This is a genomic window from Hymenobacter coccineus, assembly GCF_001816125.1.
GTDB classification, from domain to species: Bacteria; Bacteroidota; Bacteroidia; order Cytophagales; family Hymenobacteraceae; genus Hymenobacter; species Hymenobacter coccineus.
In genome coordinates, this window is the sequence record NZ_MDZA01000098.1 from 1 (window position 1) to 8,444 (window position 8,444).

General features: G+C 63.1%; 8 protein-coding genes and 1 pseudogene. 5 read left to right on the plus strand and 4 right to left on the minus strand.

Annotated elements, in window-relative coordinates:
* Both BEN49_RS26685 and BEN49_RS07180 read right to left on the minus strand, forming a co-directional pair.
* A pseudogene (locus BEN49_RS26685) lies at positions 1-94 on the minus strand (IS5/IS1182 family transposase); the annotation flags it as partial.
* 82 nt (positions 95-176) lie between these two features.
* The gene (locus BEN49_RS07180) at positions 177-848 is read right to left on the minus strand and encodes a sugar transferase (protein ID WP_083325865.1); all 672 of its coding nucleotides are present in this window, start codon (positions 846-848) and stop codon (positions 177-179) included.
* 1,629 nt (positions 849-2,477) lie between these two features.
* Here BEN49_RS07180 and BEN49_RS07185 point away from each other — a divergent pair.
* The 4 genes from BEN49_RS07185 to BEN49_RS07200 all read left to right on the plus strand — a co-directional run bounded on the left by BEN49_RS07185 (position 2,478) and on the right by BEN49_RS07200 (position 6,341).
* A complete protein-coding gene (locus tag BEN49_RS07185; RefSeq protein WP_070742372.1) occupies positions 2,478-2,723 on the plus strand; it encodes a hypothetical protein in 246 nt (81 codons plus the stop codon).
* Between the two features lie 370 nt (positions 2,724-3,093).
* Positions 3,094-3,300: a hypothetical protein gene (locus BEN49_RS07190; RefSeq protein ID WP_070742373.1), complete on the plus strand. Its 207-nt coding sequence runs from the start codon at positions 3,094-3,096 to the stop codon at positions 3,298-3,300.
* A 1,900-nt stretch (positions 3,301-5,200) separates the two neighbouring features.
* Complete coding sequence (locus BEN49_RS07195) at positions 5,201-5,458, plus strand: hypothetical protein (protein ID WP_125916597.1); 258 nt, start codon at positions 5,201-5,203, stop codon at positions 5,456-5,458.
* 688 nt (positions 5,459-6,146) lie between these two features.
* The gene (locus BEN49_RS07200) at positions 6,147-6,341 is read left to right on the plus strand and encodes a hypothetical protein (protein WP_070742375.1); all 195 of its coding nucleotides are present in this window, start codon (positions 6,147-6,149) and stop codon (positions 6,339-6,341) included.
* On the opposite strand, the gene BEN49_RS07205 is transcribed toward BEN49_RS07200, so the two are convergent.
* A complete protein-coding gene (locus BEN49_RS07205) occupies positions 6,338-6,763 on the minus strand; it encodes a hypothetical protein (protein WP_070742376.1) in 426 nt (141 codons plus the stop codon). The two genes, BEN49_RS07200 and BEN49_RS07205, sit on opposite strands and share 4 nt — an antisense overlap.
* A gap of 968 nt (positions 6,764-7,731) precedes the next feature.
* Between BEN49_RS07205 and BEN49_RS07210 the strand changes: the two genes are divergently transcribed.
* Complete coding sequence (locus BEN49_RS07210) at positions 7,732-7,938, plus strand: hypothetical protein (protein WP_070742377.1); 207 nt, start codon at positions 7,732-7,734, stop codon at positions 7,936-7,938.
* Positions 7,939-7,999: 61 nt separating this feature from the next.
* On the opposite strand, the gene BEN49_RS07215 is transcribed toward BEN49_RS07210, so the two are convergent.
* A partial coding sequence (locus BEN49_RS07215) for an integrase core domain-containing protein (protein WP_141765629.1) occupies positions 8,000-8,444 on the minus strand: 445 nt, incomplete at its 5' end.

The following is an 8,444-nucleotide window of genomic DNA, read 5'->3' on the forward strand; positions in this document are numbered from 1 at the left end:
CGTAGTCGCGTTGCGGCGCGTCCTCGCGCATCAAGCACAGGTACGGGGCCACGAAGGTCCATTCGTCGTCTTTTACATCGCTGGGGTAAGCCATACCCCAAATTTCGGCACAAGTTCATAACAGGCTCTAGCCCGTGGCCGAACCGGCGGTTGCTCACCGGCGGTCCGACCACGAGCTAGCGGGCATTGGGATGGCCTAAAACGGCTTGTCGCACCGTCAGAGTCACAATTTTTACGTCCAACCCCAACGACCCGTGGTTGATGTACCACACGTCGAACCGCACCCGCTTGGCCATGGCGCTGACCGCTTTGGTCTCACCCCGGTAGCCACGCACCTGCGCCAGGCCCGTGATGCCGGGCGTGACAGCGTGGCGCTGCATGAAGCCGGGCACTACGCGCGCGTACTCATCGGTGTGCTGGAGCATGTGCGGGCGTGGGCCCACCACGGACATCTCGCCCCGCAACACGTTCAGAAACTGCGGCAGCTCGTCAAGGCTGGTTTTGCGCAGGAACGCGCCGACGCGGGTGATGCGGGCATCGCCCGCCGTGGCTTGCGTACCGGGCGACGCGTTGTGCGCCCGCATGCTGCGAAACTTGTAGCAGTAAAACGGCTGGCCGTCCTTGCCCGTGCGCAGTTGCCGAAAGAAGACCGGCCCCCGGGAGGTGAGTTTGACGACGAGCGCGACCAGGGGCACCACCCAACTCAGCAGTAACGCCACCACTAATAGCGAGAACACGAGGTCAAAGGCCCGCTTAGTGCGCAGGGACCGGCGCCGGTGCCCGGTGCCCGCCTGTCCGGTGCGCACGGCCCCCGGCGCGTGCGAGACCGCTGGGGAACGCTGGAGCATGGTGGGCCGGGGCACCGGGGCGCCCGCCAGAGCCACTGGCCGCCCCCGGTCCACGGGGGCGGGGGGGCCTCAGCGGTCCCGGTACGGCACTGGGCGGGGGCCAACGGGGGCCGAACGGAGGGGGGAACGGGCCCACCACTGGCGTCGCCGCGGCCCGCTTGGGAAAAGATAGGCATTATAGGCAACTGATTAGCACACTAGTTACTGTTTTCCGAACCGCGTTACGCCATGCGCGAACATATTGTTTGCATTGATCAAATTAATGGCGGGACTATCGAACATTTGAGAACAACTTAATATTGAAAATTTTCTGCTTTGGTGGGCATTCTGGGGGTTGCCTTTTGGGTTGGATGCCCCTGCGAGCCGGACGCGTAAGCGGGCGAATTCTAAAAAAAATGGTAGCGACCGGCAAGCCTTGACAACATAAAAATGCGGGACACTGAATTGGCAGCTTATTTATTGACCTCGACGGGAATACCAGCCCGGCCGCCGAGCAAAAGTGGTCCCCCGGTACGACCGCCCGGCGAATTGCGCCCGGAACCAGTAAAAAAACATTGTCGTACGCGCGAGGAAAAGAGCCGCACGCTTGGACTGGCCCCGCTCCCTAAGCGGCTTGGCGGGGTTTTCGATTCGAACGCTGGGGCGACCCCCGTCCCGTACTGAACAAGGGAATGCCGTGGCTGAAACAGACCGGCGCGCCTTTTTTTCCTGGCAAAGCACCCGGTTTAGGGTCTTTTATTCGTCCACAACGCGCATAATTGCTGTTCAGCTTGGTCGTAAAGGCGTTGCAAGGTTTAGTGTTTGCGCTGTAACGCACGGTAGCGCTGTTGCGCGGTCACGGCTAGGCCACCGGTCATCAGCCAGAGCCCGCACAGGACCAGGTTGAGCCACGTCATAAGGAAATCGCTGCGCGGACCGGCCGCCCTGCAAGCAGCAGAACCGCGCCGCGGCTACCCCAACGTGGGCTACGCAGGGAAACGGCCGCAACTTTTTTCGGTTTACCAACGGCACACGGCCCAACTATTACCAATCAGGAATCCTCTTTCTGACAGTATATGGGTACGGCTCGGGTAGCCATCTTGCTTGCTGGCCTTTCACTGGGAAGCGCCTGAACCGGCCATCCCCCCCATGACGTGGCCCGTTGGCCCGCGCAAGCCGCCGCGGGGGTACGCGACCGGTCGCGCCCCGCGGCGGCTTGCGCGGCAATTACCCACCGGCCCCACGTTTACCGGCGGCCGCCCGCCGAAAAGCCGCGCCGGGGCTGGCAGCGGCGTTCGTGGACGGCGCGCAAGCCGCTGCGCCTAGGCGTGCCGGTGCAGGGCGTGCAGCAGGCTACGTCGGTGGCCACATGCCATGATTTAGTCTTCGCCCGGCTGGTCAAAGGAGCAAACAAGTGCCCCCGTGTGCATCCCGTTGTAAAAGCGGAAAGCTGCTTCCACCCCCGTATGCCCGGCGTAATAGTGCTTTGCAAACCGGCGACTTGCGATGGTTTTCATGCGAACAGCGGCCGTGTCCTGCCTCACAGACAAAGGTGTCGCCGCCTGGCGTCCAGGCCGGGGCCCAAACGGCCCAGCCACCTTTTTGCCAAATGGCAATTACCGCCCCAATACGCCCGCGCAACTTGCTGACATGGACGAATTTCTTGCTTATGTCTTGCAGTTTGGCAACCTGAGCCAGCACCAGCTGGACCTGATTGTTGGCAAAGGAACCACCTTGTCGCTGCGCAAGGAGGCCTACTTGCTGAAGGCCGGGCAGGTGGCCCGGCAGGTGACCTTGCGTGGACTTAAGGTACCACTCCCTACTTCTGCAACGGCCACACCAGCTTTATTTGTCCACGCAGCAGCAGTTGCTGGCGGAGGTGCGGAAGGGAATTGATAAGCTGAACCAGTCGTGGCCTGCATCAAGTGATTGTACCGACTACGGAACACTAGACTGAACCCATCGAGGTGTCATTAGCCCACAAGCAATACCTCTTCAAGGTAACCCAATGAGGGTCAACTGGGAACATCCAGAAAAAGCGCCTCTCCGCGCTGGAGACACTTCCAGCAAAACCGGCGATAATGTGGGTGGTGTTAAGCAGCGTCGGGCAGCCGTCGCAACGCAATAACAGAAAGAGTGAATCAATCACTGGCGAGGGGGTTGCGGAGCAGCGAAGCCACAGAATGGGGAGCACCCGTAGCCAGCCAGCAGTTGCGCTTTTGATCGGGACTGTTTACCTTGGTGGACACTTTAACGCTTGCTGACGATGCCCAAAGACTACGATACCGAAGCAGAAGACTACGAGGCCACGCTCTACACCGATTACGACGACGCGGTGGAGGAGACCGAGGCGGATGATTTTGAAGAAAGCTCGCCGGTGGACTTCGGTGACGAGGCGGACGAGACGGACGTTGCTTCTGAGGAAAGCCCGCTACCCGGCCGTGGCGACGACACCAAGGAAGTCTTCAGCTAGTAACTGCCTGGAAACACCACAAAAAAGCCCTATTAGCCTTGCGTTCGGGGCTTTCTTACGCTGGGGCCGGCGGCGTTAAAGAGTTGGGTTCGCCCCAGCCGGCGCAGCTAGCCGAGCGCCGGTAATCCCGGGCCCAGGGCACCCCTGCGGTCCACCGGCAACCGGCGCGCGTTGGCTCTAGGCGCACGTGCCCCGCTACACGGCGCTACGCCGGCCGGGGCGATGCGTTTGGAGTGGCCCGCGGTGATGGCATGAGGATCGACCACCCACGCAATTGGCAAAACGCTCCCGCTGCACGCGGCGAGGCGCCCCCGCCCCCTTGCACGCCGGGCTTGCTGGCCGAGGATGGCGGCTAGCAACAGGGAACGATGCGCGCTTTGAACATCGGTGGGCGACAAGCGCGCGCACCGTGCGGGGCGAGTAGACCCGCCGGGTTGATCGCTTCGTCGTGGCTGCCCGGGGCCAGTGCGCCCGGCGTCGCGCGGCCCTTGGGTGGTGGGCAATCGCACTGCAACCGAATAGCGCCGCAAATGGTTAGCAATGTGCCTAGCAGAGTGCACCTTGCGGAGTGAACGTGCCAGGCATCTACGCTTACAACACCGTTTGGCAGGACGGAACCAAAGTAAACCTGAGCCTGGGGTACACTGCCGCGGCTACCCAAACGGGGCGCTGGAACGCGCGCTTGCGGTCGGGCGACAACGCAACCCCAACAGGGCCCTGATCAGCCACAGCGTGCTCCTGTTGGAACTGCCGTTCTTGAAGAGCGTGTGCACCACGACTTGGCGAAACTGACCGCGGCGCTGGACGAGTTGTGCGGGTTGGCTGGGGTAGCCCCTGCAGCCACGGACCTGGCTACGGCAATGGCTATCGTCAAAACCGAACTCGCCTAACTCCTCCCCGGAATTGCGGGGCGTTGTATCTTCGCACCCGGGACAGTAGCTCAGCCACGAGAGAGCAGCGCCGGCGAAAGCCCGCAGGACATCGGTGCAAGCCCGATCTGTTCCGCGCAAGAAAGCCCCGGCGCAAAAATGCGCCGGGGCTTTCTTGCGCGGATTCGCGTAGCGCGCCCGCTCTGTTGCATGCTTCCACCGGGGTTGCCGCAGCGCGCGTCCAGCAATTTTTCAGGATCTCTCGCTGTTATTCAGTGCATCATCTCGGCAATATACCACGCCGAGACGCGCCAAGCGGTTCTTGAAATCCTGCATGCGTTTGTGGGTCGGTTTGCAGCATGGGCCCGTGCAAGACAGCTGGGAAACACTCCTCTGTGCACAAAATGAAATTATGCGCGACTCCTTAAACTGCGGCGTGTTAATCGTTCCTGTTCTGGCCCTACTGGGCTACCCCCCTGGCGGGGCCAGGGGGGTAGCCCACCAAAGCTCTGGCGTTAAGCGGGATTTCTTGCTGTTTTCACGGCGTGACCCTCGCCGACTGCAAGCGCCTGCCCCCACGACTACCAGCGGCGGGCCGCCTTTCGACCGGGCCCCTCCCTGGTCCAGCGCTGGGCAGGAACGCTCCCCGCCAACCTCACCCACGTGCCGCCGCTGGATGCTTACGCGGCGGCGGTGTAGCTGCCCGACGGCTGGGCTTAAAAGCGCCTCGGCAAAGCGGTTACGATTTTTTTGCAGCTGCAATGCCGGCCGCTACATTTGGGCGCGTTGAAGGATAAATGCGGCGGTTCAACACGCTGCCACTAAGGCTCCAACCGACTGGTCGGGGCTTTTTTAGTTGTCTTAGCAACCTCAAAAAACAATTAGCGACTTTTTACGGCCCTTTGCCGCCGCTCCAGCGCCAGCGTTTTTTGCGGGTTAAGTATTTAACACGTCCGTCGCAGGGTGCTGCAACGCCCCCGGTTTACGCCTTTCTTGCGCGGAAATCGCCACCGCGCTGAATCCGTAAAAAAATGGGTGCCCCCTCCCGCGAAGCCTTGCGTCGGCACGCCGCGGCCCTGATAACCGACGCCCCCAAAGATTACAAGCGGCAGTTACTCAGCCGCTACCAACGCGGCGCGCGGAACCTGGACGGCTTGGCCAACGCGCTGGCGGCGAGCGTGCACCACAGCAAGGCCACACCTACGCCCAGCGAAGCGCAGTTGCGGGCCTGGCTGGCCGGGTACCGCGCCCACAATGCCCCGCGCCAGCTCACTGGCCTGTTGCTGTAAAGCGACGGGCGGGTCGCGCAACTGCTCGAAAGGCCCGAAGCTGAAGGGGACCCTGTTCGCCCGCATCCGACGCGCCGCCCGGCACGCGCGCGCGGTCACGCCCAGCGGCGGGCCGGTCCCCACGCACTGGGTCACTGACACTGGTCCATGGCCTACGGCACGAGGACCCACCGGCCTTCAACCGCGCCCGCACGCCCGCGTCCGTGCCCTTCGCCGAACCGCACCGGCAAACGCTGCTCGAAGCCTTCGGCAGGCCCTGGACGCACCCGGGCCCACTGTAACTTCCCGGCGACGTAGCCGTCGTACTGTGCATAACCTGCGTGCGCCGGCCCGGACAACCGCCTGCCTTGGCCGCAGCCCGCCGGACCGTCGTTCATGGGGCAGCGCTGGGCCCAACGCGCGGGTCGTGCTTCCGAAACAAGGGCGGACCGGCACATTGGTGGGCCCGGCCCAACGGCTGGCCTTGGCCCGGGGGTTCCGGCGGCCGTAAAACCCGGGGAATTGGACGCGGGAATAACTGCTGCTTCACGCCAGTACCCGGGCCGGCGGGCGCCGTCAATACCCGTTGTGTTTGCCCAAAGGCTGGGAAAAATAGGGTTATCTGGCACGCGTACGCTTGACGTAGGTGCCTCATCTTGTGCCGTTTTAGGCCGTACCTTGTGGACCTTCCCGCCTGCGTTCGCTGCCCATGCTCTACGACTTCCACTTCGGCCCCGCCGCCCAGACCCCCGCCGCGCGCGCCTGGGTCCTGCAGCACATGCAGGCCCTACTTCCCAACCTGCGCGCCACCACGCCCGCGGCTCAGTGGTTCTGCACCCGCTACGTGGCGGGCGAGCTGAGCTGGGAGCAACTGCGCGCGGCCCTCGACGCGGAAAGCCGCTAGGCAGCCGGGGTAGCCGCGGTGCGGCACTGGCGCAGCCAGCGCTGGGCTTCGGCCAGGTCCTCGAACACCTGCAGCTCGAACGGCCCCCCGGCCGGCAGCTGTCCCGGGATGAGGTCGGCGTGCCGGTCGGCCTGCACGACGTGGGCCACGTAGCGCAGGCCCAGCGCGGCCGCCTGCGGCACCCACGCCCGGGCCAGCCAGTCCAAGCCGTCGAACCAGGGCCCGCGCAGCGGGGTGTTGTCGTTGAGCAGGTAGGCGCAGGGCCTGGCCGCCGCGTGCGCCAGGTAGGCTTCCGCCCCGCGCATGGCCTCGGCCTCGTCGACGTAACCGCGCCAGGTGGCGCGCAGCCAGCCCTCGGCTTCGTCGTAGGTGAGCACGCAGGCGCTGCCATCGCTCGGGTCCTGGTTGGCGTTCAAGAGCATGGGCGTGAGGGCGTAAGAGCAGGGGGATTAGTGGCGTAGCGACTGGTTAATTTAGGAATATGCATGGCATCGACCAGTCACATACGCCAGGCAAACGCGCATTCTGTTGGCGAGTATTGCGTGGGTACGCCCTATTCGCTGGCCGCTTGCCCGCTGGGTGGGCCAGGAAGTGCAGCGCTGCCTCACGCAGTTCCAACGTTTGGCAGAGCGCGACCACGGCCTGGGCATAGCTGGCCAGCGTGCTGTAGGGGGTCGTACGCGTCCGGGCCCGCCCCGCCGCTGCCCGCGTGGTCGAAAAGGACAACTTGGTGAGGCACGCCCAGGACTGCTACCAGTGTAGTGCCAGATGTGCTGGCAGCAGCAGAAGCCGTTGCAGAGCAGCAGCGGCGGTTTGCCGTGCACGAGCACGGCGTTGCGCACCAGCACGGCGTCGCGCGTGGGGAGCACGGGCGGCGAAAAAGATAGACGGGGCAGCGGGCATGGCAAAGGGAGTGGGTACGGCCGGGAAGGGAAAGGTACACCGGCAACCACGGCCGTAGGTTGCTGCGCTAAGCCAATTTTTGATTCGACGGTTAATTCTTAAAATTAAGGTGTTTACGTAGCATGCAACCCAGATTTTTTTGAACCTAAACCCAACGGTTAAGCTGGCCCACTCCCCCGGGAGATGATTCAAACGCACCATTAATAGAAAAGCCCTGTTCCATGCCGTGGACCTGTTGTGTGCCCGTCAACGGGATAGCACCCCGATGGGGCCGCGGTCTTCGGGTCCGGACAGCCCCACTGCTGGCCGGTTTTCTATTTTGCGCGGAGGTGGCTTGTGCTCAATTTGCGCTGTTGGTGGAGAAGCGGCGGCCAAAGCTCAGCCAGAGCGCCCCCCTGCATAATAGGTGCCCCTGAATCCGTATTTATTGCTCCAAAAGTCCGTAATAATCGGCTGCACACCGCCGGGGCGGGGCCGTACACCCAGCATGGAAGACTCGCTGAATGAGGCGGCACGCCGGCGCGCCATTGCCTGGGCCACGGCCCTCACCGCCGGCACCTCCTTGGCCACACGCGCCCACGAGGCGGCCCTGCTCGAAGACTACGCCCGGGGCCTGCTCACGCTCGACCAGGTGCTGGACCGCCTCGACGGGCGGGTACACCACTGTATGCTTCTTCATTCGGTAAGCCAGTAATAAGCAAAGATTAAGCAGCTTTGACCTCCTCCCAATTACTGAGCCGGTTGAAAATAGAGCATCAGGCGTTCTGAAGCTCGACCGTAGTGGCGGCCGCCACTACCTCACCGGGCGTTAAATTCTGCAACGAGCTGTGGGGCCGAAAGCCATTGTAGTCTTGGCGCCAGTGTTCGATTTTCTCCTGCGCATCGGGCAGCGACAGCAACCAGTGCACGTTCAAGCACTCGTCGCGGAAGCCGCCGTTAAACGATTCAATGCACGGATTATCGGTCGGTTTGCCGGGCCGAGAAAAGTCCAGCGTGACGTGCCGGTCGCAGGCCCAACGGTCGAGCGCTTTGCTGATAAACGCACTGCCCTTATCGACCTGAATACGCTCCGGTACCAGGCCTAACTGCTGGTGCAAGCGCTGCATCGCAGCTACTACGTCTTCGCCCTTGAGCGACTGGCCGACGTGAATGGCCAGGCACTGGCGACTAAAATTATCGACCACAGTTAAGGCGCGGATT